Below are 26,860 nucleotides of genomic sequence, written 5' to 3'. Positions count from 1 at the left end.
AACCCATACCCGCCATGTTTTTGCCTGGGCTATTGGGCTGGTGTCGTTGTTATCAGGACTATCGTTGTTGTTAGTTCACAGGTTGCGCCCAGGGTGTCGCCTGTTACGCCGCCGAATCTTTTTATTGTGTGGCGGATGAATGCCGCCGCTGTTAGTGCGGCTATTGCGATTGCTGTGGGGGCCAGCCAGTAATTGTTCGGGATTGCTTGGGTTGCTGCTGCCGTGAGCACTGCGAGCCAGGCTGTGGGGATCCACCAGGGTTGGGTGCCTGCCACCAGGGCTCCCAGGCCTTCTGGTCTGGCTGGGTTCAAGCCTTTGAGGCAGCACGCGGTGAAAGCTGTGCGTCCTGCGGTGATGGCGAGTACTACTGCAGGCCAGCGGTCTGGGGTGAGTGCGGCGAGGGCTGTTGCTTGGGCGCCCAGGACGACTATCAGGGTGACTACGGCGAAAGGGCCCGCGCCGCCGTCCTTCATGACCGCCAGGGCCCGTTCCGGGGGGCCGTAGCAGCCGAGGCCGTCTGCTGTGTCCGCCAAGCCGTCGAGGTGCATTCCCCTGGTCGCCAACGCCAGGAAACCCACTGTGAGCAGGCCCGCCAGGAGTGGGGGCATTCCCGCTTTGTGGGCGGCGTAGAGCAGGCCTGCTGCGGTGAGGCCCAGCAGCAGGCCGACCAACGGGGCGACGGCTATCGCTGTGCGTGCGGCGGCTCGGTCGACCTTGTTCGTGTGGAACGGGAGGACCGTGAGCCAGGACAGCGCGAGCCGCATGCGACTACTCCGGCCGCTCGGTGACTCCGGCGTCGGTGAAGGTGGCCATTTCGGCCAGGATGCGGGTGGCCATTGTGACCAGGGGGATCGCCGCCGCGGCGCCGGAGCCCTCGCCCAGGCGCATGTCCATCTCCAGGAGCGGGGTCAGGTTGAGCTGGTCCAGGACCAGGGTGTGCGCGGGTTCGACCGAGCGGTGGCCCGCGACCCACCACAGGGATGAGCCGGGGGCGAGTTCCTCGGCGACCAGGGCGGCCGCGCCTGCTACGACGCCGTCGAGGATGACGGGGGTGCGGCGGACCGCGGCCTGGGCCAGGAAGGCGGCCATGGCGGCGATGTCGGCGCCCGCGGCGGTGCGCAGCAGGGCCACCGGGTCGGCGCTGACCTTGCGGGCTCGGCGTAGGCCGTCGCGGATGGCGGTGGCCTTGCGCATCCAGGCGTTGTCATCGATGCCGGTGCCTCGACCCACCACGGCCACCGGCTCGGCTCCGGTGAGGGCGGCGATCAGAATGGAGGACGGGGTGGTGTTGCCGATGCCCATGTCGCCCGCCACCAGCAGGTCGGCGCCCGCGTCGATCTCCTCGTCGGCGATGGCCCGACCCGCGGTGATGGCGGCCTCGACCTCGTCCTGGGTGAGGGCGTCCTCGCGGTCGACCGAACCCGACGAACGCCGGACCTTGTGGGCGGTGACCTGGTCGGGCAGGCCCTCACCGTCGGAGTCCACAGCCATGTCGACCACGCGCACGGTGGCGCCCGCGGTGGCGGCGAGGACGTTGATGGCGGCGCCGCCGGTGAGGAAGTTCGCGACCATCTGCGCGGTCACTTCGCTGGGGTAGGCCGAGACACCGTGCTTCGCGACGCCGTGGTCGCCCGCGAACACGACGATCCGCGGCCGGGTGAACGGCTTCGGCGGGCACACACCCTGGCAGGACGCGACCCAGACGCCGAGTTCCTCCAGCTTGCCGAGCGCCCCGAGCGGCTTCGTGAGGGTCTCGTGCCTGGCCACGGCCTCGCGTCGGGCGGCTTCGCTGGGGGGTTCGACGGATGGGAACACGGTGCTCACCGCGAGCTACCTCCGGGTGTCAGGAACTCACTTCAGCCGCAGCGGCAGGCCCGCGACCAGGAGCAGCACCTCGGTGCACACCTCGGCCAGGGACGCGTTGACCGCTCCGAGCTCATCACGGAAGAGCCTGCCAGAGCGGGTATCCGGGATGACACCCAGGCCGACCTCCGCCGAGACGATCACCAGCCGGGCCGCGCAGCGTGCGACGGCGGTGACCAGGCGGTCGCGCTCCGGTGTCAGGTCGACGGTCCTCTCCCACGCCTGGGCGTCGTCGAGGGCGCCGGTGAGCCAGGTCGCGACGTCGTCGACCAGCAGTGGCGGGTCGTCGGGCCGGGCCGCGTCTAGCGCCGCCACCAGGGCGTCCGTGTCCGGGGTCTCGACCGTGCGCCAGGACGCCGGCCGGGAGGCGATGTGCCGGTCGATGCGGGCGTCCCAGTCGGCGTCGCCGTCGATGCGCCGGGCGGTCGCCAGGTAGGTGGCCGCGGTGCCGGGCAGCAGGCCTTCGGCGTGCGCCGACTTTCCCGAGCGCGCGCCGCCCAGCACAAGCGTCCTGTTCACGGCGTGGCACGTTACCGTTGGTGTCGTGAGCTTCCGCTGGCGGTACGAGAACGCTTCAGGCACCGAGGTCGAGGGGCCCGAGAAGAGCTTCGACGGCCAGGCCGAGGCCGAGGAGTGGTTCAGCGCGACCTGGCCGCAACTCCTCGACCTCGGGGTCGATCAGGTCTACCTGGTGGAGGGCAACATCGAGATCTACGGCCCGATGAGCCTGCACCCACCCGCCTGACTCAGGGGGTTTCCCGCTCAGGGAGTCATGGTCAGGCGGGGGTCACGCTCGATCACGCCCTCGAGCACGTCGTCGATCTTGGCCAACAGGTCGGCGTCGAGCTTGACCCCGGCCGCCTTGACGTTCTCGGTGACCTGCTCCGGCCGCGACGCGCCGATGATCGCCGACGCCACGTTCGGGTTCTGCAGGACCCACGCCACCGCGAACTGGGCCAGGGAGAGGACCGCTTCCTTCGCCAGCGGCTCCAGGTTCTGCACGGCGGTGAGGACGTCGTCGCGCAGCCAGCGGGAGATCATGTTCTTGCCGCCGGACTCGTCGGTCGCGCGCGACCCGGCGGGCAGTTCGGCGCCCGGCTTGTACTTGCCGGTGAGCACGCCCTGGGCGATCGGCGACCAGACGATCTGCGAGATCCCCTCCCGCTCGCACGCGGGCACGACCTGCTCCTCGATGACCCGCCACAGCATCGAGTACTGCGGCTGGCTGGAGATCAGCGGGACGTTTAGCTCACGGGCGAGCGCCGCACCGCGGGTGATCTGCTCGGCGGTCCACTCGGAAACGCCGATGTAGAGGACCTTGCCCTGCCGCACCAGGTCGGCGAAGGCGAGCATCGTCTCCTCCAGCGGCACGGTCCGGTCGTACCGGTGGGCCTGGTAGAGGTCGACGTAGTCGGTCTCGAGCCTGCGCAGCGAGGCGTGCGCGGACTCCATGATGTGCTTGCGGCCCAAGCCTTTGTCGTTGGGACCGCCGGGGCCGGTCGGCCAGAAGACCTTGGTGAAGATCTCCAGCCCCTCGCGGCGCTCGCCCTTGAGCGCGCGACCGAGAACCGACTCCGCCTTCGTGTTCGCGTACACGTCAGCGGTGTCGAACGTGGTGATGCCCGAGTCGAGGGCCGCCCGCACACACGCGTGCGCGGCGTCTTCCTCCACTTGGGACCCGTGGGTCAGCCAGTTGCCGTACGAGATCTCACTGACATTGAGGCCGCTACGGCCAAGTCGACGAAACTCCATGTCCTCGACACTAGTGAGAATCGGCCGATCACGTCTTGCGAGAAATCAGCTGATGGGGTCGCCCGGGCCGACCCGCGGCTTCGGGGCGCGGAGCTTGCGGATCTGGGTGGCGCGCACGAAGGCGTACCAGCCGATCGAGGCGCCGCGGATGTTCTCCTTGGGGAACTTCGCGCGGACCAGGCGGGTGATGCGGCGGCCGTTGATGACGGCCTCGATCACCATCATGATCAGCATCGCCAGCGAGGCCAGGGTCGCGTACTGCTGCACCGCCAGCGACGGCACGACCATCGACACGATCACCACACCCGCGAGCGGCATGAACAGCCCGAGCAGGTTGCGCTTGGAGTCGACCAGGTCGCGCACGTAGGCCTTGACCGGCCCGCGGTCGCGCGGCATCAGGTACTTCTCGTCGCCCTCGAGCATCCGCCTGCGGCCTTCGAGGCGCTGCTCCTTGCGCTTGGCGGCGAGCGCCTTGCGCTCCTCCTTGTTGCCGCGCGCGCGCTTCATCGCCTCGCGCGTGGTCTTCGGCGGCGGCGCGACCGGCCCGCGCCTGCGCGCTTCGGCCTCGCGGCGCTTCGGGGTCGGCCTGCCCTTGCCCGGCGTGTGGGCCTTGGGGGCGTCCTCGCCGACGGCGACGGCAGCCTCCTCGACCTGCGAGTCGGTGCTGTCTGCTGAGTTACGGCGAAGGAACCTCACAGCGACAAGGGTAGGACAGTGCCGTTGATCGCTACGCTGCGGCTCATGCGAGTCGTCATCGCCCCGGACTGCTTCGGCGGCACCCTCACCGCCGCGCAGGCCGCGGACGCCATCGCCACCGGGTGGCGACGCGGCGCACCAGAGCACGAACTCATCCTCCGACCGCTGGCCGACGGGGGCCCCGGCTTCGTCGATGTGCTGCACACAGCCATCGGCGGAGTCCTGCACCGCACCGTCGTCACCGGTCCCTTGGGCACCCCCGTCGAAGCGAAGTGGCTGATGCACGCCGGGGTCGCCTACATCGAGTCCGCGGAGGCCGCGGGCCTGCACCTGGTCCCGCGCGAACAGCGGGCCGAGATGTGTGAACGGGCCACCACCCGGGGCGTCGGAGAGCTGATCGCCGCCGCACGGGACCTGGGCGCCCACGAGATCGCCATCGGACTCGGCGGGTCCGCCACGACCGATGGCGGTTCGGGCGCGCTCGCCGCCCTCGGCCTCGTCGCCGTCGACAAGGACGGCAACCCGGTGGAGTCGCTCGCCGAGTGCGTGCGGCTCGAAGGCGCCGCGGACCTCGGGCGCGCGCTCCTCATCGCCGCGTCCGACGTGGAGAACCCGCTCCTTGGCCCGCACGGCGCCGCCGTGACCTTCGGCCCGCAGAAGGGTGCCGACCCGGCCGCCGTCGAGCGGCTCGAACGCGCACTCACGGCCTGGGCCGACGTGGTCTCCGCCCGAACGGGACGTGATGAGCGCGACACTCCAGGCGCGGGCGCCGCGGGCGGCCTCGGCTTCGCCCTGCTGACCCTGGGCTGCGAGTCGGTCTCCGGCGCGAACCTCGTCAGCGGCGCGACCAACCTCGGCAGCGTGATCGGGCAGTCCCAGCTCGTCGTCACCGGCGAAGGCAGCTTCGACTGGCAGTCACTGCGCGGCAAGCTCGTGACCAGCGTGTCCGGCGTCGCCGCCGCCCACGGCGTGCCCTGCCTCGCGCTCGCCGGGCAGGTCGCGGTCGGCCGCAAACAGGCCGCCGCGGCCGGGATCGAAGCCGCGTACTCGGTCTCCGAGCACGTCGGATCGGTGAAGCGCTCCATGTCCGACCCGGGCGGAACGCTCGCCGAACTGGCCGAGCACGTGGCCAAGCAGTGGCGCTGACCGCACCGGGCCCGGCCACCCACTGTGACATCATGGAGGGTGGAACAAATCGGCACGTACCCTTGTTGGTGCCGGGTGTACCGCCCGCGTGGGACTTCGCTCCCGCGAGGAACCTGACTTAGGGAGAACGATGACGACCGCTCAGGAGAACACCGCCGAAGCGGCCACCACCCACGGTGTGGAGCTGACGGACGCCGCCGCGGCGAAGGCCAAGGCCCTGCTCGAGCAGGAAGGCCGCGACGACATGCACCTGCGCATCGCCGTGCAGCCGGGCGGCTGTGCGGGCCTGCGCTACCAGCTGTTCTTCGACGAGCGCTCGCTCGACGGCGACCTGCTGCGTGAGTTCGGCGGCATCAAGGTCGCGGTCGACCGGATGAGCGCCCCGTACGTCCAGGGTGCCGTCATCGACTTCGTCGACACGATCGAGAAGCAGGGCTTCACCATCGAGAACCCCAACGCCGGCGGCAGCTGCGCCTGCGGCGACAGCTTCCACTGATCTGACACACAAAGAGGGCCACGATCGCACTGATCGTGGCCCTCTTTGCTGGATTGCGGCCTTGTTGCGGGTGCTCTGGTGTTCTAGACGTACTCGTCCAGTTCCGCGACCTGTGCGGCGGTTTTCTCGTCCACAGACCAGTGCGCCGCGCGGGACCTGGGGATGACCGCCGGGTCGGCCATCAACGAGGACGGGATGGCCGCGCAGTCGGCGATCAGCTCGTCCATGGTGTCCGGGTCGGGTGTGCTCACGAACCCGACGTTAGGCACGTTGACGGGTCCGGCACAGAGGTACTAACCGGTAGTGTTCAACGGTGACCAAATGCCACCCGAGCGAGTGGCATCGACCAGATCGCGCCACCGATGTCGACACCGAAGTCGACCAGCCGACAGGGAGAAGGCCTCGTGCCCGTTGCCGTCACCGGAAGCATCGCGACCGATCACCTCATGCACTTTCCCGGGAGGTTCGCCGAGCAGCTCGTCGCGGAGCAGCTGCACCGGATCTCACTGAGCTTCCTCGTCGACGACCTGGTCGTGCGCCGCGGCGGCATCGGCGCCAACATCGCCTTCGGCATGGGCGTCCTGGGCTGCTCGCCGATCCTCGTCGGCGCCGTCGGCGACGACTTCGCCGACTACCGTTCCTGGCTTGAGCGCCACGGCGTCGACTGTTCCGGCGTGCGGGTCTCCGAGGTCGCGCACACCGCGCGCTTCGTCTGCACCACCGACGACGACATGTGCCAGATCGCGTCGTTCTACGCGGGCGCCATGTCGGAGTCCCGGCTCATCGAGCTGCTCCCGGTCGCCGAGCGGGCCGGGGGCCTCGACCTGGTCCTGATCAGCCCGGACGACCCCGAGGGCATGCAGCGCCACGCCGAGGAGTGCCGCACCCGCGGCTACACCTTCGGCGTCGACCCGTCGCAGCAGACGGCGTGGATGAACGGCGAGCAGCTCAAGACCTTCATCGACGGCGCCGACTACCTGTTCACCAACGACTACGAGTGGGAACTGCTGCGGCAGAAGACCGGCTGGTCCGAGGCGGAGATCATGTCCCGCGTCGGCATGCGCATCACCACCCTCGGCGAGAAGGGCGTGGAGATCGTCGGCTCGGACGGCTCCGTGCTGCACGTCAGCGCCGTGCCCGAGACGGCCAAGGCCGACCCGACCGGCGTCGGCGACGGCTTCCGCGCGGGCTTCCTGGCGGGCCTGACCCAGGGGCTCAGCCTTGAGCGGTCGGCCCAGCTCGGGTCGTTCATCGCCGTGCTGGTGCTGGAGACCGTCGGCCCGCAGGAGTGGACCTTCGACAAGGCCGAGGCGCTCACCCGCATCGGCGGCGCGTTCGGCCCCGAGGCCGCGGCCGAGATCGGCGCCGTGCTTCCGGGCTGACTCATCACCGCACGCAATCCGTCCCCGACTCGTGACGTGTCGGGGACGGATTGCTTTCTGGGACAGAGTCAGGCGGTGAGGATTCGTGGGCCGTCGCCGGTGATGGCGACGGTGTGTTCGGTGTGCGCGGCGCGGCTGCCGTCGGTGGTGCGCAGCGCCCAGCCGTCCGGGGCGACGCGGTAAGAGTCCTTGCCGCCCGCGTGGAACATCGGCTCGATGGCCAGCACCATGCCCGCGCGCAGGGTCATGCCGCGGCCGGGGTCGCCGTCGTTGGGCACGCTCGGCGGCTCGTGCATCGCCCGGCCGATGCCGTGTCCGCCGAAGTCCTCCGGGATGCCGTAGCCCGCCGCGCGGCCGATGGCGCCGATGGCGTGGGCGATGTCGCCGAGCCTGCGACCGGGCACGGCGACCCGGACCGCGGCCTGGAGCGCCTCGTTGGTGGTCCGGATGAGGTCGAGGTCGGCCGGATCGGCCTCGCCGACGACGAAGGAGACTGCCGAGTCGCCGTGCCAGCCGTCGATGTTGGCGCCGAAGTCGACGCTGACCAGGTCACCGTCGCCGAGCCGGTAGCCGTCGGGGATGCCGTGGACGATCACGTCGTTGACGGATGCGCAGATCACGGCCGGGAACGGCGTGGGCGCGAAGTGCGGGTGGTAGTCCAGGAACGACGATTTCGCCCCGTGTTCGGCCAGCACGGCCCTGGCGACCTCGTCGAGGTCGAGCAGCCGCACGCCCACCGCCGCGGCCTCGCGGACGGCGGCCAGCGCGGCCGACACCACCTTCCCCGCGGCTCGCATGGCGTCCAGTTCCGCGGGGGTCTTCAGCTCGATCATGCGGATAACTATACCGGTATTAGTATGACGGTATGGTGCGACCACCCCTGACGCCGTTCGAGCGTGACCGAGGCGAACTCCTGGGCCGGATTCTGCGCGACGCGCGGGCGGGCCGCAGCATGGTGGAGGTCGCGGCGGACGCGGGTATCTCGGTGGAGACCCTGCGCAAGATCGAGCGCGGCCGGGTGCCCACTCCCGCCTTCTTCACGGTGGCGGCGATCGCGACCGCGGTGGGACTGTCCCTTGAGGACTTGATCACCCAAACCGCGACCGACCCAGGACGCTTGAGCGCCTGACGTCGCCCACCGGGCCCGCGCAAGCGGGTTGTCCACAGTCCAGCCGAACCATCCACAGGAATCCGCACACCGACCGCAAAACCCCCACCCACCGATAGACTGGCCAAGGGCAGCCCCCCGTGGTGGGTGGGGGTTTTGTTGTCGCGCGGGGGCGGTGTCGCTAGAGCTTCACCGGGTAGTGCGGCTCCGGGATGACGGGGGCGATCCGGCGCTCGATGAAGATGCCGTGCCACAGCATGAACACCAGCAGCGCCCAGATGCGGCGGCTGTGGTCGAGGGTGCCCGACTTGTGCTCCTCCAGCAGGCGCAGGACCGCGTTCTTGTCGATCAGGGCGTCGGTCTGCGACGTCATCACGATGTCACGGGCCCACTCGTACATCTCCTCGCGCAGCCACAGCCGGATCGGCACCGGGAAGCCGAGCTTGCGGCGGTTCAGCACGTGCGCCGGGACCACCTTTCGCAGCGACTGGCGGAGGGCGAACTTGGTGGTCTCGCGGGTGATCTTCTGCTCCAGCGGCACCTGGGCGGCGATCTTGAACACCTCGGGGTCCAGGAACGGCACCCGCAGCTCGAGGCTGTTGGCCATGGTCATCTTGTCGGCCTTGACCAGGATGTCGCCGCGCAGCCACGTGTAGAGGTCGACGTGCTGCATGCGGGTCACCGGGTCCCAGCTCACCGAGTCGCGGTACGGGCCCGCGGTGATGTCCTTGTGGCTCACCGCCGGGTTGAAGGTGCGCAGGACCTTCTCCAACTGGTCGTCCCGGAAGATCCGCGCGTTGCCGTAGTAGCGCTCCTCGAGCGACAGCGCACCACGACGCAGCAGGTCCTTGCCTCGGGTGCCCTCGGGGATCTTTGTGGAGACCTTCCCCATGACCCGCCGCAGGGTGCCCGGGACGCGCTCGAACGGCGCCAGGGAGATCGGCTCGCGGTAGATCGTGTAGCCGCCGAACAGCTCGTCGGCGCCTTCGCCGGACAGCACGACCTTGACGTGCTTGCGGGCCTCGCGGGCGATGAACCACAGCGGGACCAGCGCCGGGTCGGCCACCGGGTCGTCGAGGTACCAGACGATCAGCGGCAGCGCGTCCATCATCTCCTGCGCGGAGACCGTCTTCACCACGTGCTTGACCCCGATCGCGGCGGCCGACTCGGCGGCCACGTCGATCTCGGAGTAGCCCTGGCGCTCGAACCCGGTGGTGAAGGTGATCAGGTCCGGGTTGTGCTCGCGGGCCAGCGCGGCGATCGCGGTCGAGTCGATGCCGCCGGAGAGGAAGGAGCCCACGGTCACGTCGGCGCGCATGTGCATGCGGACCGAGTCGCTCATCACATCGGCGATGCGCGAGTACAGCGCCTCGGCGTCGGCGGGGCCGTGCACCGGCTTCGGGGTGAACCGCGGCGCCCAGTAGCGCTTCGTCACCGGCTCCTCGCCGGGCGTCAGCGTGAACGACGTGCCCGACTCGATGCGGTGGATCTTGGTGTGCAGCGTCGCGGGCTCCGGCACGTACTGCAGCGTCAGGTAGTGCTGCAGGGCGCGGCGGTCGAGTTCCTGGTTGACGCCGATCAGGCCGGTGAGCTCCAGGATCGACTTCTTCTCACTGGAGAACGCCACGCCGCCGGGGCCCGCCGCGTAGAACAGCGGCTTGATACCGAACGGGTCGCGGGCGCCGAAGAGCACCTGCTTCTGCCCGTCCCAGATGAGGAACGCGAACATGCCGCGCAGCCGGGTGACGGCCTCTTCGCCCAGGTAGTGGTAGGCGGCGACGATCGTCTCGGAGTCGCCGTCGGTGGTGAACCGGGCGCCGAAGCGCTGGGTCAGCTCCGCCCGCAGCTCGAGGTAGTTGTAGATCTCGCCGTTGAAGAGCAGCGTGTACCGCTCCGGCGACTCGGGCGGACCCCACGGAAGCGGCTGGTGGGAGTGCTCGATGTCGATCATCGAGAGCCGGTTGAAGCCGAAGACCGCCTCTCCCCCCGTCCACGTCCCGCTCTCATCGGGCCCACGGTGCCGTTGGCAGCGCATCGCGGCGCCCACAGCCGACCGCGCAGCCACGGCATCCATCTCAGAAGGACAAACCAGACCAAGCAGACCGCACACGCTTCTCGCGCACCTCTCGTATCGAGCCGGAGTATCGCGGGGGAGTGGTCAGTATGCCGGTGCGCGAATCCACCGCGCCGCGCGGAGTGTGACCGACATAGCGCTCACCCTCCGGGGGTGTGGCGTGGGTCGCTGGGCTAGGCTCCGCAGTGCTCGACAGAGCGCTGTTCCTCCCTGCCCAGCGGGGTGGGAGCGCCGAAATCGGGCATGGGTACGAGATCGCCTTCCCGCGCGGGTTCCCCGGAACCGGCGAGGATCGCAATAGGAGGAGTCGAGCAGTGGGCACACCCATGGCCTCCGGTGCGGAAAAGCACCGGAACCGCACGTCGGTGACACGGCTGGCCAAGGTCGCCGGTCTCGCCGTGTTGGTCGTCCTCGCCGCCAGCGGCTGCTCCACCGACGAGGTGCTGCGCTTCGGCTGGCCGGAGGGCGTCACCCCACAGGCGCACCGCATGCGCGACTTCTGGACCTGGTCGGTCATCGCCTCGCTGGTGATCGGCGTGCTGACCTGGGCGCTGATGCTGTGGCCGGTCATCGCCCACCGCAAGCGCGGGGACAAGCTGCCCCGGCAGTTCCAGTACAACCACGTGTTGGAGATCATCTACACCGCGATCCCCGTGGTCATCGTCGTCGTGCTGTTCTACTTCACCGCGACCACCCAGAACTACGTCCAGGCCGAGACCGACAAGCCGGACGTGACCGTCGACGTCGTTGCCTTCCAGTGGAACTGGGAGTTCGACCACAAGTCGTACATCAACACCAAGGGCGCCCTCGACGTCCCCGCCGCGCCGGGTGACACGACCGTCCGCACGATCGGCAGCTCGACGGAGATCCCGCTGTTGGTCCTCCCGATCAACAAGAAGATCCACTACAATCTCCGCGCGACCGACGTCATCCACTCCTTCTTCATCCCGGAGTTCCTGTTCAAGCGGGACGCCTTCCCGCACCCGGACAAGAACAACCAGGACTCGACGTTCCAGAACGAGATCGACCGGACCGGGTCGTTCGTCGGCCGCTGCGCCGAGCTGTGCGGCACGTACCACTCGGCGATGAACTTCGAGATCCGGGCCATCACGCCGGAGCTGTTCGACCAGTACATGGCGCTGCGCACCAAGGTGAACCCGAAGACAGGCAAGGGCTACACCACGGCCGAGGCGCTGGCCCAGATGAACTGCGGCGAGCTGTGCACGCCGCACGCGGTGACCACGTCGCCGTTCAACACCGACCGCACTGCGCGCAAGGGTTCCGGCTGAGGCCGGGACCGGACAGCGGAATCAACGGTCGTCAGGTGAATGTGAGGACAGCATGAAGGTCGAAGCCAGGCTCTTCGACGTCACGACCATCTTCTTCTTTCTCTCCGCCATCCTCTATGGCGTGTGGGCGAAGGAGCCGGTGGGCACGGTCGGCCTGATCCTGACCGGCGGCCTGTCGCTGATCATCGGTTCGTACTTCCACTTCGTGGCACGCCGGATCACCCAGCGGCCCGAGGACAACCCCGAAGCCGAGGTCAGCGACGGCGCGGGCGAGCTGGGCTTCTTCAGCCCCGGCAGCTATTGGCCGGTCGCCCTGGCTGCCTCCGCGGCGCTGACCGGTGTCGCGATGGCGTTCTGGCAGATCTGGCTCCTCGTGATCGCGATCGTCCTCGTCCTGCTCACCATCGGCGGGCTGGTCTTCGAGTACCACACCAGGCCCGAGCACGACTGAGCTGCGCAATACGCTTGAACGCCGCCGAGATCTCGTCTCGGCGGCGTTTAACTTTTAACAGACCTTTCGTAATTCACGGTATCTCCGCTGATCGGGTGAATAGGCCTGTGCTTATTCCCCCAATTCGCGAGGACACCTTCTCGGTCGATACGCCCGACGCCGCAAACCTGGCACGATCGCGCTGACCTGTCCCTGCCCTCGTGGAGAACCCCCGGTGGCAGCCAGCAGAAGGAGCGTTCGTGAAACTTGCCCGTCGAATGGAGCGTCTCGGCACCGAGTCGGCGTTCGAGGTGCTCGCCAAGGCGAAAGTCCTGGAGAAGACCGGCCGTCAGATCATCCACATGGAGATCGGCGAGCCCGATTTCGACACCCCGGCGCACATCGAGAGCGCCGCTCAGGAAGCGCTGAGCAAAGGGCACACGCATTACGTGGCCGCGCCCGGAATTCCCGAACTCCGCACCTCGGTCGCCGATTTCCTCGAGCGCACGGGCAGGCTCACCACCACGCCGGACCGGGTGATCATCACGCCCGGCGCGAAGCCGATCATGTTCTTCGCGATCATGGCGCTGTGCGAGGAGGGCGACGAGGTCATCTACCCGGACCCCGGCTTCCCGATGTACGCCTCGATCACGTCGTTCGCGGGCGCCACCCCGGTGCCGATCCCGCTGCGCGAGTCCAACAACTTCACCATCGACCCCGACGAACTCGCGTCGCTGGTGACCGACCGGACCAAGCTGCTCATCCTCAACTCCCCGCACAACCCGTGCGGCAGCTCGCTCTCGCAGGAGCAGATCGAGGCCATCGCCAAGATCGCCATCGAGCGTGACCTGATCGTCCTCACCGACGAGGTGTACTGGGCGCTGCAGTACGACGGCGAGCACCGCAGCGTGCTGAGCGTGCCCGGCATGGCCGAGCGGACGATCCTGCTCGACGGCTGGTCGAAGACCTTCGCCATGACCGGCTGGCGGCTCGGCTTCGGGGTGTTCCCGGAGAAGCTGGTCGAGCCGATCAGCAGGCTCGTCATCAACTCGGTGTCCTGCACGTCGGCGTTCAGCCAGCACGCGGCCGTGGCCGCCCTTGACGGCCCGTGGGACGAGGTCGCCAGGATGAAGGCCGCCTTCGCCGAGCGGGCCGACATCATCGTCGACGGCCTCAACGCCATCCCCGGTGTGTCCTGCGTCCGGCCGGGCGGCGCGTTCTACGCGTTCCCCAACATCACCGGCCTGGGCAAGTCCTCGGGCGAGCTGTCGGACCTGCTGCTCAACAAGGCGGGCGTCGCGGCGCTGCCGGGAACCGCGTTCGGCGCTTATGGTGAGGGCTACCTGCGGTTCTCCTACGCCAACTCGCCGGAGAACATCCGCGCCGCGCTCGCCGCCTTCGCCGAACTCGCCGGAGAGGTCGCCCATGGCTGACTCGGAGATCCTGCTCACCCGAAGGCTCGTCGACGAGGCCATGGCGGCCCTGGACGGGACCTGTGCCGTGGACCTCTACGAGGGTCCGCCGACGGCCATCCCGCGCTCAGAGCTGCTGCGCCGGGTCAAGGGCAAGGACGGGCTGCTGACCCTGCTCACGGAGAAGGTCGACGCCGAACTCCTCGACGCGGCGGGCCCGCAGCTCAAGGTCGTGGCCAACTACGCGGTGGGTGTCGACAACATCGACATCCCCGAGTGCACGCGTCGGGGCATCCTGGTGACCAACACCCCGGATGTGCTGACCGAGGCCACCGCCGACCTGGCCTGGGCGCTGATCCTGTCCTGTGTGCGCCGGGTCGCTGAGGGGGACCGGTTCCTGCGTTCGCGCGAAGAGTGGATCTGGGATCCGCGGATGATGCTCGGCCAAGAGCTCTACGGCCGAACCATCGGCATCGTCGGCTGCGGCCGCATCGGCCAGGCCACGGCCCGCCGCGCGCTCGGCTTCGGGATGCGGGTGGTCTACCACAACTCGCGTCCGCTGCCCGCGGACATCGAGGGGGAGCTCAAGGCCGAGCTGCGCACGTTCGACCAGCTGGTGGCCGAGTCCGACGTGATTTCGGTCCACTGCCCGCTGACCCCGGCGACGCGGCACCTGTTCAACGCCGAAGTCTTCGCCAGGATGAAGCCGTCGGCCGTGCTGGTGAACACCGCCCGTGGCCCCGTCGTGGACGAGAAGGCGCTGGCCGACGCGGTTCGCGCGGGCGAGATCTTCGGCGCGGGCCTCGACGTGTTCGAGCGTGAGCCGATCGTCGAGGAGTCACTGCTCGACTTGGGCGCGGTCACGATCGTCCCGCACCTGGGCAGCGCCACCGTGCAGACCAGGGCGGCGATGGGCCTGCTGGCGGTGGAGAACCTGCTCGACGGTCTCGCGGGAACCAGGCCGCGGGCGCTGCTCAACCCGGAAGCACTCAGTGACTAGGAGGTAGAAGGTTTGACTACCTCGGCCGATGGGCATCCCGGCGCTGAGGAGGTAGAAGTCATGACAACCCTGTTATGGATCATCGCCGTGGTGCTCGTGATCGGTGGTGTTGTCACCCTGATTCGTGGACAGATGCTCTACGGCGCGCTACTGATCGTGCTCGGCCTGCTCATCGGACCCGGCGGCGTCAGCATCTTCACCTGACCTACCGCTACAAAGACGAAGCCCGTGCGCACTGCGCGCACGGGCTTCGTCGAGTCAGCCCGCCAGCTCCGTGGACCGCACGGTCCAGCGGTCCAGCAGAGTGCTCGCCGCGCCGGAGTCCAGGGCGAGCGTGGCCTGCCCGAGGGCGGCCTCCAAGTCGGCGTGCACATCGGCGGAAAGCCCGCGGAACGCAGCGATGGCGCCCGCGGCGTTGAGCACCACAGCGTCACGGACCGGGCCGGTCTTCCCGGCCACCAGATCCCGGATCACCTGGGCGTTGTACGTGGCGTCGCCGCCGCGCAGATCCTGCGGCTCGGCGGCCTGGATCCCCACCTTCGCCGGGTCGATCCGGTCCTCGCGGACCTTGCCGCCGCTGACCACCCACACCGAGGTGGTGGTGGTCGTGGTGATCTCGTCGAGGTTGTCGTCGCCGCGCACGACCAGCACGCTCGCGCCGCGCCGCGCGAACACCTCGGCCACGATCGGCGCCATCCGGGCGTTCGCGCAGCCCACCAGGCCCGCGGTCGGCTGGGCCGGGTTCGTCAGCGGCCCCAGCACGTTGAACGCCGTGGGCACTCCCAGCTCGCGCCGGGTCGGGCCGGCGAACCGGAGCGCCGGGTGGAACGCGGGAGCGAAGCAGAACCCGATGCCGACCTCGCGCACACAGGTGGCGACGGCGTCGGGGGACAGTTCGATCGCCACGCCGAGCTCTTCGAGGACGTCGGCGGTGCCGCACTGCGAGGACGCCGAGCGGTTGCCGTGCTTGGCCACCGGCACGCCCGCCGCGGCGGTCACCAAGGCGCTCATCGTGGAGATGTTCACCGTGTGGGCCTGGTCGCCGCCGGTGCCGACCACGTCGACGGCGTTGCCCCCGACATGGACGAGCTTGGCGTGCGCCAGCATGCCCTCGGCCATGCCCGCGATCTCCGCGGCCGTCTCGCCCTTGGCGCGCAGGCCGATCGCGAACCCGGCGATCTGCGACGGGGTCGCGCTGCCGGACATGATCTCGTTCATCGCCCAGGTGGTGTCCTCGGCGGCGAGGTCAACCCGGTCGATCAGCTGGTTGAGCAGGCGGGGCCAGGTTCGGTCGGTCATGTCAGCCACGCGCGACGGGAAGGCGCTTCGACCGCAGCACGTCGGCGACCGTCTCGGCGGCGGTCAGCGGGTCGAGCGGGTGCACGACCACCGCGTCGGCCTGCGACCACGTGGCCAGCCACCGGTCGTCCTTGCGGCGCACCGCGATGACGATCGGCGGGCACTCATCGATCTCGTTCTTGAGCTGACGGCACAAACCGATGCCGCCGGTCGGCTGCGACTCACCGTCGAGGATCGCGAGAGCGATGTCACCGCCGTCCATCTCCATCAGCACCTCGGCCACCGTGCCGACCTCGATATAGGCGACGCGGCCGATATCCGCGGCCGGACGTCGGCCGATGGCTGTGACGATGGTCTCCCGGACCTCGGGGCGGTGGCTGAACACCAGGATCTTCAGTGGCTGCGTGCTCATGCGCTGGGGTCCTTCGCTAGGCCAGGTGCTGGTGGACACGATGTTATCGGTCTCACGTCCGGGCCTGGGCCAAGGCGTCCAAGTGGGGCCCGACGTGCGGTTGTCCGGCCGAACGGCCGAAGGTTCGCCGGTCGGGGGGCATGCTCGCCCACGATCGTCAAGGTGTGACCGGCACGACGTGCGACCCGCCGTGGACCCGATACGGCATCGCGGTCACACGCACGACATAATGCGTCGCGTGACAACAGCAGCGCCCTCCATTGGTCAGCGTGTGCATTCGCTGAACCGGCCGAACATGGTCAGCGTCGGCACCATCGTGTGGCTGTCCAGCGAGCTCATGTTCTTCGCCGGCCTGTTCGCGATGTTCTTCACCGTCAAGGCGCAGAACGCGACCGGACACTGGCCCCCGCCCCTCGAGGCGGGCGGTGAGCCGATCCACCTGAACCTGCCCTTCGCGCTGCCGTTCACCATCATCCTGGTGGCGTCGTCGTTCACCTGTCAGCTCGGCGTGTTCGCCGCCGAGCGGGGCGACGTGTTCGGCCTGCGCCGGTGGTACATCCTGACGCTGATCATGGGTGCGATCTTCGTCGGCGGCCAGGCCTACGAGTACGTTCAGCTCGTGCACGAGGGTGTCACCATCCCCTCGGGCGGGTTCGGCACCGTGTTCTTCCTGACCACCGGGTTCCACGGCCTGCACGTCATCGGCGGTCTCGTCGCGTTCGTGTACCTGCTGATCAGGACGCGGCTGAGCAAGTTCACCCCGGCCCAGGCCACATCGGCGATCGTGGTCTCGTACTACTGGCACTTCGTCGACATCGTGTGGATCGGACTGTTCGCGGTCATCTACCTGGTGCCGTGATGGCCGCCTACCACCACAGCTTCGCCCGGCCCGCACTGACAGCAAGGGTTGCCGCTTAAATGACCAAGAAACAACGGAGCCACACCAAGGGCCGCAGGCGCGTCGCGGGCCTGCTGGCGCTCGGCATGGCGCTGATGACGCTCGGCCTGCTGTACTCGGCGTTCGCGCCGCAGCCGCAGGTCGCACAGGCCCAGGGCGACCCGGCCGCGCTGCGCAAGGGCGAGCAGATCTACAACAACACCTGCATCAGCTGCCACGGCGCCAACCTCGAGGGCGTGACCGACCGCGGTCCCAGCCTCATCGGTGTGGGCGAGGCGTCGGTGTACTTCCAGACCGCGACCGGGCGGATGCCCGCGACGCGTCAGGAAGCGCAGATCGAGCGCAAGCCCGCGAAGCTGACCCCAGAGGAGATCGACGCCCTGATGGCGTTCGTCCAGTCCAAGGGCGGCGGCACCCTGCTGCCCGAGGAGTCGGGCGAGAAGCTCGTCGGCGACAACCCCGCCCGCGGTGGCGAGCTGTTCCGGCTGAACTGCGCCTCGTGCCACAACTTCACCGGCCGCGGCGGAGCGCTGTCCTCGGGCAAGTTCGCGCCGTCGCTCGACGGTGTGAGCGAGACCGAGATCTACGCGGCGATGCTCGTCGGCCCGCAGAACATGCCGACGTTCTCCGACCGCCAGCTCAGCCCGGCTGAGAAGAAAGACATCATCGCCTACGTGAAGTCGGTGACCGACGGGAACAACAACCCCGGCGGAAACCCGATCGGCGGCCTTGGTCCGCAGTCCGAAGGCCTGATCGCGTTCATCGTGGGTATGGCGGCGCTGGTCGGCATCACCCTCTGGATTGGGGCGAAGTCATGAGTTCGAACACCCCCCAGGACCTGCCCAGCGACGAAGAGCTGGCCCAGATGTCCCGGGACGACCTGGTCAAGCTCGGCGCCAAGCTCGACGGCGTCGAACTGGTCGAATACCCCGACCCGTGGCCGGTCAAGGGCACCCGCGCGGAGAAGCGCGCCGAGCGCGCCGTCGCGCTGTGGTTCCTGATCGCGGCGCTCGCCGGGTTCGCGTTCATCGGTGTGTTCTTGTTCTGGCCGCACGCCTACGTCGCGCCGAACACCGACGGGTACCTCATGTACTCGCTGTTCACCCCGATGCTGGGCGCGACCCTGGGCCTGTCGGTCCTGGGTGTGGGTGTCGGCGCGCTGCTCTACATGAAGAAGTTCGTCCCGCACGAGGTCGCGGTGCAGCAGCGCAGCGACGGCGGCTCGTCCGAACTGGACAAGGCGACGATCCTCGCCGAGCTCGCCGACGCGGGTGACCGCACCACCATCGCCCGCCGCTCGCTGATCAAGCGTTCCGCAGGCCTCGGCGCGGGTGCTATGGGCCTCGGTATCGGCGTGTTCGCCATCGGCGGCCTGGTCCGCGACCCGTGGGCGCAGACCGACTCCAAGGACTCGCTCTGGCACACCGGCTGGAAGCAGGAGAAGCAGGGCGAGAAGGTCTTCCTGCGCCGCGCCACCGGCCACGCGCACGAGATCTCCCTGGTCCGCCCCGAAGACCTGTCCGCGGGCTCGATGGAAACGGTGTTCCCGTTCCGCGAGTCGGAGCGCGAGGACCACCACGCGCTGTCCAAGGCGCTCAAGCGCTCGGACAACCCGGTCATGCTGATCCGCCTGCGCTCCGAGGACGGCCGCAAGGTCGTCAAGCACCAGGGCCAGGAAGACTTCAACTACGGCGACTACTACGCGTACACGAAGATCTGCAGCCACCTCGGCTGCCCGACCTCGCTGTACGAGGACGCGACCAACCGGATCCTGTGCCCGTGCCACCAGTCGCAGTTCGACGCGTTGGCGTACGCCAAGCCCATTTTCGGTCCCGCGACCCGCAAGCTGGCCCAGTTGCCCATCGAAGTCGATGAGGAAACCGGCTACTTTATTGCCAGGAGCGATTTCATCGAGCCGGTCGGGCCCGCATTCTGGGAGCGGAAGTCATGAGCGCAATCACATCTCCCACCAAGGCCAACTCAGCCGCCTCGCGTGCCGCGGGTGGAGCTGCCAAGTGGGCGGACGACCGCTATCACCTGGCCAAGGGCATGCGCCACCAGATGAACAAGGTCTTCCCGACGCACTGGTCGTTCCTGCTTGGCGAGATCGCGCTCTACAGCTTCATCGTGCTGCTGCTCTCGGGCACCTACCTGGCGCTGTTCTTCGACCCCTCCATGCAGGAGGTCGTCTACCAGGGTTCGTTCGTCAACCTGCGTGGCCTGGAGATGTCGCGGGCCTACGAGTCGACGCTGATCATCACCTTCGATGTCCGCGGCGGCCTGTTCGCCCGGCAGGTCCACCACTGGGCGGCCCTGCTGTTCATGGCGGCGATCGTCTGCCACATGTTCCGGGTGTTCTTCACCGGCGCCTTCCGGCGCCCGCGTGAGGTCAACTGGGTCATCGGCGTGCTGCTGTTCCTGCTCGGCGCGTTCGAGGGCTTCGCGGGCTACTCGCTCCCCGACGACCTGCTCTCCGGCGCGGGCCTGCGGATCATGTCCGGCCTGCTGCTGTCGCTGCCGGTCGTGGGCACCTGGGTGCACTGGCTGCTCTTCGGCAGCGAGTTCCCCGGCGAGGACATCGTGCCGCGCCTCTACACGGTCCACATCCTGCTGCTGCCGGGCATCCTGCTCGCGCTCATCGGCGTCCACCTCGCGCTGGTCTGGTATCAGAAGCACACCCAGTTCCCGGGCGTGCGGCGCAAGGAGACCAACGTCGTCGGCGTCCGGATCATGCCGGTCTTCGCGATCAAGGGCGGCGCGTTCATGGCCGTCGTCGTCGGCGTCACCGCGGCCCTGGGTGGCCTGTTCCAGATCAACCCGATTTGGAACTTCGGACCGTTCAACGCGGCGCACATCTCCGCGGGGACGGTGCCCGACTGGTACATGGGCTGGACCGACGGGTTGATCCGACTCTGGCCCGCGTGGGAGATCTATCTCGGGGACTACACGATCCCGGCGGCGTTCTTCCCGTTCCAACTGGGTCTGCCGCTGCTCGGCGGCATCGCGGCGGCGTACCCGTGGATCGAGCGCTGGTTCACCAAGGACTACGCGCACCACAACCTGCTCCAGCGTCCGCGTGACGTCCCGGTCCGCACCAGCCTCGGCATAATGGCGATCACCTACTTCATGGTGTCGCTGCTGTCGGCCGCGAACGACGTGCTGGCCGAGAAGTTCGACATCTCGCTCAACGCGACGACGTGGATGGGCCGGATCGGCCTGCTCGTGCTGCCGCCGCTGGCGTACTTCATCACCTACCGGATCTGCCTGGGCCTGCAGCGCTCGGACCGCGAGGTGCTGGAGCACGGTGTCGAGACCGGCATCATCAAGCGGCTGCCGCACGGCGAGTTCATCGAGATCCACCAGCCGCTCGGCCCGGTGGACGACCACGGCCACCCGATCCCGCTGGAGTACCAGGGCGCGGCGGTGCCGAAGAAGATGAACAAGCTCGGCTCCGCGGGTGCGCCCGTCGCCGGTTCCTGGCTCACGCCGGACCCGGTCGAGGAGACCACGGCACTGGCCAGGGCCCGCGCTGCCCAGCACAACGGCCACACCGAGATCGAGGCGACCAAGGCCGAAGAGCCGAAGAGTCACTAGGTCAGTCGAATAGGGGCGGCACCTCATCAGGGGTGCCGCCCCTTTTCGTTTCCTGGGATCTTCGGAGGCGGCGCGCGGTAGCCTGCCGCGGTGCTGGGGTCGCGTTCAAGATGGCAGCGGTGGGTCGCGAGCGGAATCGCCGTGTCCGCCGTACTGTCCTGTGCACCCGCCCGATCAAGCACCCCGGAGACACTGCCCGTGACGAGCCACGTGCAGGCGGCGCACGCCGCGTGCCCCCTGCCCGAAACCGGTTTCGACTGTGACTTCCAGGGCCGCTTCGCCGCCGTGGAGACCTACCTGGCGGGCAGACCGGGAACAGTCGGCATCGTCGTGCGCGACCGCGTCACCGGCGCGGTGTGGCGCAACGGGCACGCCGAGGACCTGACGTGGACCGCGTCCACGATCAAACTCGCGATGGTCGTCGACCTGTTCGTGCGCTCGCGCGAACGCAAGATCCACCTGTCGCCCGCGGACCTCCGCGCGATCGACGCGATGCTGCACAGCTCCGACGACGAGTCGGCGACGGCACTGTGGTCGAAGTTCGGCGGCCGCGACCACCTGGCGTTCAACAATGCCTTCCCCGCCTTCGGCATGACGTCGCTGAAGCCGCAACCAGGCTTCGGGAAGGTGTTCCCGTACTGGGGTTTCCAGAAGTGCACGGCGAGCGACCTGGAACGGCTCATCAGCTACGTCCTGACCGACCTGCCCGCGGCCGACCGCAGGGCGATCGTCGACCGGATGCGGACCGTCGGACCCAACCAGCAGTGGGGCCTGTGGGCCGCGGGCCCGGCGGCCCGGCCAGGGGTGAAGGCGGGCTGGTCGGACGAGGAGGGCGGCTCGGTGATGAACAGCGTGGGCTTCGTCGGGCCGGACGAGCGCTACACGGTGGCGATCATGAACAACCTCGCGGGCCGCGGCGGCCAGGAAGACGGCCGGACAACGGTCAGCGAGGTCGCCAGGATGCTCTTCGACGGGCGCTTCTAGCCCTCGTCGACACCGATGTCGAACGCGGCGTCGGTGTCGCGGCTTGAGTACGAACGGAACGCGATGTGGGTGTCGGTGTCGAGGACACCGTCGACCTTGCTGATCTCATCGGGAATCAGCTGCGCCAACTCCTCGTGCTGGGCGACCCGGACGATGGCGACCAAGTCGACGTCACCCGCGCACGAGTACACCTCGGCGACACCCTCGATGTCCGCGATCGCCTGAGCGGTCTCGGGAATGCTGTCCGTCGCGGCCCGGATCAACACGATCGCGGTGATCATCTGACGCTCCCTTGTCGGTTCTCCTGAGCCTAGCCGCCGAAGACACTAGGCTCTCGACGGCGACCGTACGACAGGGGAGACAGACGTGCAGACTCCGGACGAGTGGCTGGCGGACTTCGAGCGGAAAGTGGCGGACCTGCAGCAGAAGGCGACCGAGTTCAAATCGCACGTCGAGGCCGCGGGGGCAACCGAGCGGTCCGAGTCGGTGACGGTGACGGTGGCGGCTTCCGGGGCCCTTTTGGACCTCAAGCTGGAGGACTCGGCTCTGCGGAAGTCGGCTTCGGAGTTGGCCTCGGAGATCCTCGCGCTGACACGGCAGGCTCGGCAGAGCGCGGCGGTGGGGGTGGCTCAGGCGTTCCAGCCGCTTGGTGGGGACGCTGCGGTGGTGCAGAGGATTCCGGTGCCGGAGCCCGTCGAAGCCGACAGCACGGCACCCAAGCGGCCTGTCGTTCGCGACGATGACGACTTCGGTGATGAGACGGTGGTGCTCCGCGACGCGGACAAGTGGTGATCGCGCCGTCACCTTTGCGGATCAGTCTCGGATCACCAGTGAGACTCGTGCGCGGTCGGCGATGTCCAGCCATGGGCGCCATCTCGCGGCGCATTCGGCGGGTTCGGCCCACGGTGAGGTGCAGCGGACCATTCGGGTTCCTGGGCGGTCGAGCCACCGTAAGACCACGCCCACCTCCTCGGCCGGTGCTCCCCTCAGTGGGCCCTCGCCGGGGATCACTGTTTCCGCCGAGGCCACCAAGTTCTCCACGACCGGCATCGGCTGCACCCCTCGCCTGGCCACCCCCGCCGAAGCGAGTCGGCCGTGGCGGACTACCGCGAACTCCCACCCGCCCGCCGAGTCCGGTCGGGCCGCGACCAGTTCGGCGACCGATGCGAGGGCCGCGAGTCGTTGGCCTCGGTCCAGGGCGCGGATAAGGGTGGACATTCTGTCTCGGCCGGTGCGCGCTTGTTCGAATCGTTCCTCGGTGGACAGTGCGGCTAGTCGGGATTCCAAGAGCCGCAACGGGTCCAGGTGTCTGCCTGCCACCAAGGCGTCCACGGCGTGGACCAGGGTTTTGTATTGCTCGACCGTCTGCCTTCCCGCGCACGGTGCGCCGCAGCGGTCCAGTTCCGCCAGGGCGCAAGGGCTTCCGGTGGCCGCCTTCGCGGGAATCCTTACCGTGCAAGGGCGAATGCCGGTGGCGTCCTGCAGAGCCAGTAGGGCTTCGTCGGCCATTCGCTTGCTGCGGAACGGGCCCAGGGCGCCATCTCTCGCTCGTCGGACGATCGAGAGGCGGGGGAACGGTTCCTCCGTCAGCGTGATCCACCACGAATTCCGGGCGTTCTTGGACCGCCGGTTGTACGCCGGCTTGTGGGCCGACAGCAGCCGCAGCTCCCGTACCTCCGCCTCCAGTGGGTGGGCGCAGGTGACCGTGTCGACCCGGACCGCGAGGCTGACCATCTCCCGCAGCCTGCGTCGAGTCTCGCCCGCGGTGAAGTACTGGCGGACCCGCCGTTTCAGGTCTGAGGCGGTGCCGACGTACAGGACTTCCTCGGACGGTCCTCTGAACAGGTAGACGCCGGGTTCGTTCGGCAGGTCCTCGGCGAGGGTGCGTTTGCGGCGCTGGGCGGCCGTGACCTCCGGCAGGTAGTCGAGCAGTTCCTCCAGCGACTGGACGCCGAGTGAGCCCACCCGCTCCAGCAGGCCGTGCAACACGTCGACTGTCGCGCGGGCGTCGGCCAGGGCTCGGTGGTTGGGCATCGTCGCGGCGCGGAACAGTGCGGCCAGGGCGGAGAGGCGGCAGCTGGGCGCCTCCTCTCGGGTCAGGACTCGGCGACCCAGCCGCACCGTGCAGACGACCGCGGGTTTCGGCCAGCGGTAGCCGAGCTTGCGGCAGGACGCCTTGATGAACCCGACGTCGAAGCCGGAGTTGTGCGCCACCAGCACCGACCCGGCGGCGAACTCCAGGAACGCGGGCAGCACCGCCTCGATCTTCGGCGCCGTGTAGACCATGGCGTCGGTGATGCCGGTCAGCGCGATGATCTCCGGTGGGATGCCCCGGCCCGGGTCGACCAGGGTGGCGAACTCGCCGATCACCTCGCCGCCGCGCACCTTGACGGCGCCGAACTCGGTGATCGCGTCGGTCTCCGCGCTGCCGCCCGTCGTCTCCAGGTCGAAGACGACGAAGGTGGTCTCGCGCAGTGGCGTTCCCAGCTCGTCGAAGGCGAGCTGGGTGCGGGTGGCGGATGCGGTGCTCATCACCGCCGAAGCTAGATCACACCACCGACACTTCCGCCGCGTCCCACGGCCGAGGAGCCGTCACGTCGCGCCCGGCCTCAGCCACTAGCCTTACCGAATGGCCACGCCGCCCCAGCCGGAAGACCCCGGCCCCGAACCGTCCACCGTGGACGGCGCGGAAAACGCGGCCGTGGACTGGTCGACCCTGCCCGACGCGGTCAGGAACCGGATCGCCGAGCTCGGCGCCGACGCGGTCGGGTCGCTGCCGCCGGTCGACATTCCGCAGATGGTCCGCCCGGTGGCCCGGTTCGCGCCCAGCAAACGGGCGCGGCTGGGCGGTTCGGCCATCATCGCCGGACTGCGCGACGTCGTCGGCTTTCGGACCGCCGTCGTGCAGTGGTGCCGGGAGAACAAGCCCGCCGCGCTCGACCTCGGGGGCAACGACCCGGTCAGCGTCGCCGCGGCCGCCGTGCTGCTCGGCGAGGAATCCGCGGTGCATTACCTGGAGCTGGTCTCCAGGCGCGCTTCGGACACATCCCTGCGGGCAGAGCGGGACACCGCCGTCGCCCGGCTGCAGAAGGTCGAAGCCGACCTGGCCCGGGTGCAGGCCCTGCTCGACGAGTCCGCGGGCGCGGTCGACCGGGTGCGGGCCGAGGCCGAGGCCGAGGTGGAGCGGCTGCGCAAGCGTCTGCGCGACCAGGGCGTGAAGCTGCGGGAGGCCAAGGACACCGCCGAGAGCGCCCAGGCGGCGGTCGACCGGGTCCGCACCGAGTGCGCCGCCCAGGTCGCCGCGCTCACCGAGCAGCGCGACCGCGAACGCGACCGGGTCGAGACCGAGCGGGGCCGCGCCGAACGCGCCGAGGCCGACGCCGACATCGCCCGGCAGTCCGCCCGTGAGGCCCGCCAAGCCGACGAGGTGCGCCTGGCCCTGCTCGTGGACACCCTCGACGGCGCCGTCACCGGCCTGCGCCGCGAACTCGCCCTCGGCGGCGGCGGTCCCCGGCCCGCGGACCTTGTCCGGGGCGCCACGGCGGCCCAAGGCGTGGCGGGTCGGGTCGAGGACCCGGCCGCGCTCGACCGGCTGCTCGCGCTGCCCTCGGTGCACCTGGTCGTCGACGGGTACAACGTCACCAAGACCGGCTACGCGGAACTCTCCCTGGCCGACCAGCGCGACCGCCTGGTCCGCCAGCTCGCCTCCCTCGCCGCGCGAACCTCGGCGGAGGTCACCCTGGTGTTCGACGGCGCGGGAGTGGTGGCCGTGCCGGTCGCCGCCCCGCGCGGGGTCCGGGTCCTGTTCAGCGATCCCGGTGTCCTCGCCGACGACGTGATCAAGGCGTTGGTCACCGCGGAACCCGAGGGCAGGCCAGTCGTCGTCGTCACGTCCGACCGGGCGGTGGCCGACGCGGTCCGGCGGCGCGGCGCCCACCCGGTGCCCTCCGCCGTCCTGCTCGCGCGCCTTGGGCGGATTTGATCACCACCTCCGCCGACTCGCGAATGTCGGCCTAGGTTCGGGTGGCGGCGCTGAGGAGATCGGCCAGGCGTGTGGCCAGGCGGGGGTTGTCGGCCGGGGTGAGGGTGGTCCAGATCCGGCCGTCCGGGCCGATCTTGCCGCTGAGGGTGTAGCGGCCCTGGTCGTTGTCGATCCAGGTCAGGCCGGACGGTGCGCCGCTCTGCGTGTCGCGGACAGTGAGGTTGATCATCCCCGCGCGCTGGATGGGGCGTTCCATCACCGCGGACAGTTGCCGCATCTCGGCTTGGTGCTGGCCTTGCGCGGTCATCGTGCGGGTGTAGCCCTGGGGTTGCGCGTCGTGCCCGCCAACGGCGGCAGGGGCGGGCACGGTGACCGAGCGGCCGGGTCCAGGGCGGTTGGGTGGCAGCAGGTCGACGATCGAGCCGACCATCGCCGTGTCCCGCACCTCCGCGAGGCTGATCGACCGTTCCCGCTGCACTGCCAGCACCGCCTGTCGGCCCGCGGCGGCGACGAGCGCGCCGGAGGGCCTGTCAGGGGTGTCGTCATGCAGCGTCATCAGACTGATCGACACCGCGGGCCTGGACAGCAGGCGCAGGGCTTCCTCCAGCGCGGGGCTGGGCCGTCCGTTGTGGAACACCCCGCGCCCGCGGAGATCGGCGTGCACGGCCGCGCGGATGCGGGCGCGTTCGTCGAGGGTGACGGACTGGATCTCCAGCGGGAACGGCACCATGCCCAGTTTCAGGTCGGTCCACAGCACGTCGAACGCGACCGGCGACAGGTCGGCCAGGGGTCTCATCGGGCGGTCACCCGCCGATCACGGGAGGCGCGGTGATCTCGTCGGTGCCGAACAGCGAATCGGGGTCGGCCTCCTGCAGGAACGACGCGCGCGTGTGCTCCTCGTCCTCGCCACCCTGCCCGCGTCCGCCGCCACCGCCCATGCCGCCCGCGCCCATGCCCGCGCCGCCGCGACCGGCGCCGGACCCGCCGCCCATACCCCGTGCGGCGGACTCCGCCGCGAACGCACCGGCACGCGCTCCGCTACC

30 protein-coding genes and 1 pseudogene are annotated in these 26,860 nt (G+C 69.2%); 17 read left to right on the top strand and 14 right to left on the bottom strand.

Annotation, left to right across the window (positions count from 1 at the left end):
• Positions 1-29 precede the first annotated feature (29 nt).
• The 3 genes from cobS to ACRDSQ_RS23955 are packed head-to-tail and all read right to left on the bottom strand — an operon-like array spanning position 30 to position 2,382.
• Entirely contained in the window at positions 30-764 is a 735-nt protein-coding gene (gene cobS, locus ACRDSQ_RS23965; protein WP_431424183.1) for an adenosylcobinamide-GDP ribazoletransferase, read from the bottom strand.
• A gap of 4 nt (positions 765-768) precedes the next feature.
• Positions 769-1,824 (bottom strand): nicotinate-nucleotide--dimethylbenzimidazole phosphoribosyltransferase, encoded by a 1,056-nt coding sequence (gene cobT, locus ACRDSQ_RS23960; RefSeq protein ID WP_431424181.1) that lies wholly within the window; start codon positions 1,822-1,824, stop codon positions 769-771.
• Positions 1,825-1,851: 27 nt separating this feature from the next.
• On the bottom strand, positions 1,852-2,382 hold the full coding sequence (locus ACRDSQ_RS23955) for a bifunctional adenosylcobinamide kinase/adenosylcobinamide-phosphate guanylyltransferase (RefSeq protein ID WP_431424180.1): 531 nt from the start codon (positions 2,380-2,382) through the stop codon (positions 1,852-1,854).
• A gap of 25 nt (positions 2,383-2,407) precedes the next feature.
• Between ACRDSQ_RS23955 and ACRDSQ_RS23950 the strand changes: the two genes are divergently transcribed.
• Entirely contained in the window at positions 2,408-2,608 is a 201-nt protein-coding gene (locus tag ACRDSQ_RS23950; RefSeq protein ID WP_431424178.1) for a hypothetical protein, read from the top strand.
• 17 nt (positions 2,609-2,625) lie between these two features.
• Here ACRDSQ_RS23950 and ACRDSQ_RS23945 read toward each other — a convergent pair whose 3' ends face one another.
• Positions 2,626-3,615 (bottom strand): aldo/keto reductase family protein, encoded by a 990-nt coding sequence (locus ACRDSQ_RS23945; protein WP_431424176.1) that lies wholly within the window; start codon positions 3,613-3,615, stop codon positions 2,626-2,628.
• A 45-nt stretch (positions 3,616-3,660) separates the two neighbouring features.
• Positions 3,661-4,311: a DUF3043 domain-containing protein gene (locus ACRDSQ_RS23940; RefSeq protein WP_431424175.1), complete on the bottom strand. Its 651-nt coding sequence runs from the start codon at positions 4,309-4,311 to the stop codon at positions 3,661-3,663.
• 45 nt (positions 4,312-4,356) lie between these two features.
• Between ACRDSQ_RS23940 and ACRDSQ_RS23935 the strand changes: the two genes are divergently transcribed.
• Both ACRDSQ_RS23935 and ACRDSQ_RS23930 read left to right on the top strand, forming a co-directional pair.
• Positions 4,357-5,457 (top strand): glycerate kinase family protein, encoded by a 1,101-nt coding sequence (locus ACRDSQ_RS23935; RefSeq protein ID WP_431424174.1) that lies wholly within the window; start codon positions 4,357-4,359, stop codon positions 5,455-5,457.
• 130 nt (positions 5,458-5,587) lie between these two features.
• Entirely contained in the window at positions 5,588-5,953 is a 366-nt protein-coding gene (locus ACRDSQ_RS23930) for a HesB/IscA family protein (RefSeq protein WP_091371760.1), read from the top strand.
• Positions 5,954-6,036: 83 nt separating this feature from the next.
• On the opposite strand, the gene ACRDSQ_RS23925 is transcribed toward ACRDSQ_RS23930, so the two are convergent.
• A complete protein-coding gene (locus tag ACRDSQ_RS23925) occupies positions 6,037-6,204 on the bottom strand; it encodes a hypothetical protein (RefSeq protein ID WP_431424173.1) in 168 nt (55 codons plus the stop codon).
• 195 nt (positions 6,205-6,399) lie between these two features.
• Between ACRDSQ_RS23925 and ACRDSQ_RS23920 the strand changes: the two genes are divergently transcribed.
• Positions 6,400-7,335 (top strand): carbohydrate kinase family protein, encoded by a 936-nt coding sequence (locus ACRDSQ_RS23920; protein ID WP_431424185.1) that lies wholly within the window; start codon positions 6,400-6,402, stop codon positions 7,333-7,335.
• Positions 7,336-7,403: 68 nt separating this feature from the next.
• Here the strand turns inward: ACRDSQ_RS23920 and map are convergent, their stop codons facing one another.
• Positions 7,404-8,168: a type I methionyl aminopeptidase gene (gene map, locus ACRDSQ_RS23915; protein WP_431424172.1), complete on the bottom strand. Its 765-nt coding sequence runs from the start codon at positions 8,166-8,168 to the stop codon at positions 7,404-7,406.
• A 32-nt stretch (positions 8,169-8,200) separates the two neighbouring features.
• On the opposite strand from map, the gene ACRDSQ_RS23910 reads away from it, so the two are divergent.
• Positions 8,201-8,464, top strand: coding sequence for a helix-turn-helix domain-containing protein (locus tag ACRDSQ_RS23910; RefSeq protein WP_431424171.1), 264 nt, complete (start codon positions 8,201-8,203; stop codon positions 8,462-8,464).
• Between the two features lie 160 nt (positions 8,465-8,624).
• On the opposite strand, the gene asnB is transcribed toward ACRDSQ_RS23910, so the two are convergent.
• Positions 8,625-10,553, bottom strand: a complete 1,929-nt coding sequence (gene asnB, locus ACRDSQ_RS23905; protein ID WP_431424170.1) for an asparagine synthase (glutamine-hydrolyzing) — start codon at positions 10,551-10,553, stop codon at positions 8,625-8,627.
• A 290-nt stretch (positions 10,554-10,843) separates the two neighbouring features.
• On the opposite strand from asnB, the gene ctaC reads away from it, so the two are divergent.
• The 5 genes from ctaC (at position 10,844) to ACRDSQ_RS23880 (ending at position 14,852) form a co-directional block, all read left to right on the top strand.
• On the top strand, positions 10,844-11,806 hold the full coding sequence (gene ctaC, locus ACRDSQ_RS23900) for an aa3-type cytochrome oxidase subunit II (protein WP_431424184.1): 963 nt from the start codon (positions 10,844-10,846) through the stop codon (positions 11,804-11,806).
• Positions 11,807-11,858: 52 nt separating this feature from the next.
• Positions 11,859-12,257, top strand: a complete 399-nt coding sequence (locus tag ACRDSQ_RS23895; RefSeq protein WP_431424169.1) for a cytochrome c oxidase subunit 4 — start codon at positions 11,859-11,861, stop codon at positions 12,255-12,257.
• Positions 12,258-12,496: 239 nt separating this feature from the next.
• Positions 12,497-13,669 carry a pyridoxal phosphate-dependent aminotransferase gene (locus ACRDSQ_RS23890; RefSeq protein ID WP_431424168.1) on the top strand — a complete coding sequence of 391 codons (1,173 nt, stop codon included), beginning with the start codon at positions 12,497-12,499 and terminating at the stop codon, positions 13,667-13,669.
• Positions 13,662-14,648, top strand: a complete 987-nt coding sequence (locus ACRDSQ_RS23885; RefSeq protein ID WP_431424167.1) for a 2-hydroxyacid dehydrogenase — start codon at positions 13,662-13,664, stop codon at positions 14,646-14,648. The genes ACRDSQ_RS23890 and ACRDSQ_RS23885 overlap by 8 nt, the downstream gene beginning before the upstream one ends.
• 60 nt (positions 14,649-14,708) lie before the next feature.
• Complete coding sequence (locus ACRDSQ_RS23880; protein WP_431424166.1) at positions 14,709-14,852, top strand: GPGG-motif small membrane protein; 144 nt, start codon at positions 14,709-14,711, stop codon at positions 14,850-14,852.
• Positions 14,853-14,906: 54 nt separating this feature from the next.
• On the opposite strand, the gene trpD is transcribed toward ACRDSQ_RS23880, so the two are convergent.
• Positions 14,907-15,947, bottom strand: a complete 1,041-nt coding sequence (gene trpD / locus ACRDSQ_RS23875; RefSeq protein ID WP_431424165.1) for an anthranilate phosphoribosyltransferase — start codon at positions 15,945-15,947, stop codon at positions 14,907-14,909.
• Position 15,948: 1 nt separating this feature from the next.
• Positions 15,949-16,359 (bottom strand): hypothetical protein, encoded by a 411-nt coding sequence (locus ACRDSQ_RS23870; protein WP_431424164.1) that lies wholly within the window; start codon positions 16,357-16,359, stop codon positions 15,949-15,951.
• 229 nt (positions 16,360-16,588) lie between these two features.
• On the opposite strand from ACRDSQ_RS23870, the gene ctaE reads away from it, so the two are divergent.
• From ctaE to ACRDSQ_RS23845, 5 genes are all read left to right on the top strand, one after another.
• Positions 16,589-17,218, top strand: coding sequence for an aa3-type cytochrome oxidase subunit III (ctaE, locus tag ACRDSQ_RS23865; protein WP_431424162.1), 630 nt, complete (start codon positions 16,589-16,591; stop codon positions 17,216-17,218).
• Positions 17,219-17,277: 59 nt separating this feature from the next.
• On the top strand, positions 17,278-18,075 hold the full coding sequence (gene qcrC, locus ACRDSQ_RS23860) for a cytochrome bc1 complex diheme cytochrome c subunit (RefSeq protein WP_431424161.1): 798 nt from the start codon (positions 17,278-17,280) through the stop codon (positions 18,073-18,075).
• Positions 18,072-19,208: a cytochrome bc1 complex Rieske iron-sulfur subunit gene (gene qcrA, locus ACRDSQ_RS23855; protein WP_431424159.1), complete on the top strand. Its 1,137-nt coding sequence runs from the start codon at positions 18,072-18,074 to the stop codon at positions 19,206-19,208. Before qcrC ends, qcrA begins: the two co-directional genes overlap by 4 nt.
• Positions 19,205-20,851, top strand: a complete 1,647-nt coding sequence (gene qcrB / locus ACRDSQ_RS23850; RefSeq protein ID WP_431424158.1) for a cytochrome bc1 complex cytochrome b subunit — start codon at positions 19,205-19,207, stop codon at positions 20,849-20,851. The genes qcrA and qcrB overlap by 4 nt, the downstream gene beginning before the upstream one ends.
• Before the next feature lie 198 nt (positions 20,852-21,049).
• A complete protein-coding gene (locus ACRDSQ_RS23845; protein WP_431424156.1) occupies positions 21,050-21,835 on the top strand; it encodes a tat pathway signal sequence in 786 nt (261 codons plus the stop codon).
• On the opposite strand, the gene ACRDSQ_RS23840 is transcribed toward ACRDSQ_RS23845, so the two are convergent.
• A complete protein-coding gene (locus tag ACRDSQ_RS23840; RefSeq protein WP_187223898.1) occupies positions 21,832-22,116 on the bottom strand; it encodes an Lrp/AsnC family transcriptional regulator in 285 nt (94 codons plus the stop codon). The genes ACRDSQ_RS23845 and ACRDSQ_RS23840 overlap by 4 nt on opposite strands.
• Before the next feature lie 85 nt (positions 22,117-22,201).
• Here ACRDSQ_RS23840 and ACRDSQ_RS23835 point away from each other — a divergent pair, with 85 nt between their 5' ends.
• Entirely contained in the window at positions 22,202-22,627 is a 426-nt protein-coding gene (locus ACRDSQ_RS23835; RefSeq protein ID WP_431424155.1) for a YbaB/EbfC family nucleoid-associated protein, read from the top strand.
• 21 nt (positions 22,628-22,648) lie between these two features.
• On the opposite strand, the gene ACRDSQ_RS23830 is transcribed toward ACRDSQ_RS23835, so the two are convergent.
• Positions 22,649-24,367 carry a DEDD exonuclease domain-containing protein gene (locus ACRDSQ_RS23830; RefSeq protein WP_431424154.1) on the bottom strand — a complete coding sequence of 573 codons (1,719 nt, stop codon included), beginning with the start codon at positions 24,365-24,367 and terminating at the stop codon, positions 22,649-22,651.
• A gap of 97 nt (positions 24,368-24,464) precedes the next feature.
• Between ACRDSQ_RS23830 and ACRDSQ_RS23825 the strand changes: the two genes are divergently transcribed.
• On the top strand, positions 24,465-25,817 hold the full coding sequence (locus tag ACRDSQ_RS23825; RefSeq protein ID WP_431424153.1) for an NYN domain-containing protein: 1,353 nt from the start codon (positions 24,465-24,467) through the stop codon (positions 25,815-25,817).
• 31 nt (positions 25,818-25,848) lie between these two features.
• Here ACRDSQ_RS23825 and ACRDSQ_RS23820 read toward each other — a convergent pair whose 3' ends face one another.
• Both ACRDSQ_RS23820 and ACRDSQ_RS23815 read right to left on the bottom strand, forming a co-directional pair.
• Positions 25,849-26,613, bottom strand: coding sequence for an ESX secretion-associated protein EspG (locus tag ACRDSQ_RS23820; RefSeq protein WP_431424152.1), 765 nt, complete (start codon positions 26,611-26,613; stop codon positions 25,849-25,851).
• Between the two features lie 7 nt (positions 26,614-26,620).
• A pseudogene (locus ACRDSQ_RS23815) lies at positions 26,621-26,860 on the bottom strand (hypothetical protein); the annotation flags it as partial.

The sequence above is a fragment of the Actinokineospora sp. genome (assembly GCF_050699995.1).
Taxonomy (GTDB): Bacteria; Actinomycetota; Actinomycetes; order Mycobacteriales; family Pseudonocardiaceae; genus Actinokineospora.
Note: the sequence above shows the minus strand (reverse complement) of the source record. Positions and strands in the feature narration are given on the sequence as shown.

Bases quoted from the DNA above. Each gene is read 5' to 3' on its own strand.
- cobS (WP_431424183.1), bottom strand. From the start codon at position 764: ATGCGGCTCGCGCTGTCCTGGCTCACGGTCCTCCCGTTCCACACGAAC.
- ACRDSQ_RS23945 (WP_431424176.1), bottom strand. From the start codon at position 3,615: ATGGAGTTTCGTCGACTTGGCCGTAGCGGCCTCAATGTCAGTGAGATC.
- ACRDSQ_RS23935 (WP_431424174.1), top strand. From the start codon at position 4,357: ATGCGAGTCGTCATCGCCCCGGACTGCTTCGGCGGCACCCTCACCGCC.
- ACRDSQ_RS23930 (WP_091371760.1), top strand. From the start codon at position 5,588: ATGACGACCGCTCAGGAGAACACCGCCGAAGCGGCCACCACCCACGGT.
- ACRDSQ_RS23920 (WP_431424185.1), top strand. From the start codon at position 6,400: ATGCACTTTCCCGGGAGGTTCGCCGAGCAGCTCGTCGCGGAGCAGCTG.
- map (WP_431424172.1), bottom strand. From the start codon at position 8,168: ATGATCGAGCTGAAGACCCCCGCGGAACTGGACGCCATGCGAGCCGCG.
- ACRDSQ_RS23910 (WP_431424171.1), top strand. From the start codon at position 8,201: ATGGTGCGACCACCCCTGACGCCGTTCGAGCGTGACCGAGGCGAACTC.
- ctaC (WP_431424184.1), top strand. From the start codon at position 10,844: ATGGCCTCCGGTGCGGAAAAGCACCGGAACCGCACGTCGGTGACACGG.
- ACRDSQ_RS23895 (WP_431424169.1), top strand. From the start codon at position 11,859: ATGAAGGTCGAAGCCAGGCTCTTCGACGTCACGACCATCTTCTTCTTT.
- ACRDSQ_RS23885 (WP_431424167.1), top strand. From the start codon at position 13,662: ATGGCTGACTCGGAGATCCTGCTCACCCGAAGGCTCGTCGACGAGGCC.
- ACRDSQ_RS23880 (WP_431424166.1), top strand. From the start codon at position 14,709: ATGACAACCCTGTTATGGATCATCGCCGTGGTGCTCGTGATCGGTGGT.
- trpD (WP_431424165.1), bottom strand. From the start codon at position 15,947: ATGACCGACCGAACCTGGCCCCGCCTGCTCAACCAGCTGATCGACCGG.
- ACRDSQ_RS23870 (WP_431424164.1), bottom strand. From the start codon at position 16,359: ATGAGCACGCAGCCACTGAAGATCCTGGTGTTCAGCCACCGCCCCGAG.
- ctaE (WP_431424162.1), top strand. From the start codon at position 16,589: ATGCGTCGCGTGACAACAGCAGCGCCCTCCATTGGTCAGCGTGTGCAT.
- qcrC (WP_431424161.1), top strand. From the start codon at position 17,278: ATGACCAAGAAACAACGGAGCCACACCAAGGGCCGCAGGCGCGTCGCG.
- qcrA (WP_431424159.1), top strand. From the start codon at position 18,072: ATGAGTTCGAACACCCCCCAGGACCTGCCCAGCGACGAAGAGCTGGCC.
- qcrB (WP_431424158.1), top strand. From the start codon at position 19,205: ATGAGCGCAATCACATCTCCCACCAAGGCCAACTCAGCCGCCTCGCGT.
- ACRDSQ_RS23840 (WP_187223898.1), bottom strand. From the start codon at position 22,116: ATGATCACCGCGATCGTGTTGATCCGGGCCGCGACGGACAGCATTCCC.
- ACRDSQ_RS23830 (WP_431424154.1), bottom strand. From the start codon at position 24,367: ATGAGCACCGCATCCGCCACCCGCACCCAGCTCGCCTTCGACGAGCTG.
- ACRDSQ_RS23825 (WP_431424153.1), top strand. From the start codon at position 24,465: ATGGCCACGCCGCCCCAGCCGGAAGACCCCGGCCCCGAACCGTCCACC.
- ACRDSQ_RS23820 (WP_431424152.1), bottom strand. From the start codon at position 26,613: ATGAGACCCCTGGCCGACCTGTCGCCGGTCGCGTTCGACGTGCTGTGG.